At 74.6% G+C, this 625-nt stretch carries 1 pseudogene; it reads left to right on the top strand.

Annotated features, from left to right (window positions below):
• Positions 1-16: 16 nt before the first annotated feature.
• Positions 17-625, top strand: a pseudogene (locus CCN72_RS37185) (ArgS-related anticodon-binding protein NrtL); the annotation flags it as partial.

The following is a 625-nucleotide window of genomic DNA, read 5'->3' as shown; positions in this document are numbered from 1 at the left end:
CCCCTACCCTTGTCCCGTGACCCCCGTCGAACTCTCCCGCACCGTGTTGCACGCGGTGCGTTGCGCTGTTGACGAGGGGCAGCTCAGTGTCGTGGTGCCCGAGCGGGTCGTGGTGAGCGAGCCGGGGGCCGGCGGCTGCGGGGAGTACGCGACCAATGTCGCGCTCCAGCTCGCCCGCGCGGCCGGGAAGCCGCCGCGCACCGTCGCCGAGATCCTGCGGCCCCGGCTCATCGCGGCGGACGGCATCGAGGACGTCGTCGTCACCGGGCCGGGATTCCTCAACTTCCGGCTCGGTCAAGAGGTCGATCCGCTCCAGGACCTCGTTCGGGAGATCCGCGCACAGGGACAGCGGTACGGCCATGGGGACGCCCTCGCCGGGCAGGTGCTCACGCTGCGGGTGCCGTACGAGGTGCGGGCCGAGGTCGTCGCCGACGCCGTCGTACGGATCGTCGCCACCCAGGGCGGGCGGGCCACCGTCGAGCACCGGGGCGGACGGGCCACCGTGCAGCACCACGGCGGGCGGGCCGCCGTAGAACACGGTGAGCTGGTCGATCTGCGGCCCGTACCCGCCCCCGAGGACCCCGCGCCGCTCGGGCCCGACGCCGCCCGGTGGGCGCTGCTCCAC

The organism is Streptomyces murinus (assembly GCF_002154555.1).
In the GTDB taxonomy this organism is placed as follows: Bacteria; Actinomycetota; Actinomycetes; order Streptomycetales; family Streptomycetaceae; genus Streptomyces; species Streptomyces murinus.
Note: the sequence above shows the minus strand (reverse complement) of the source record. Positions and strands in the feature narration are given on the sequence as shown.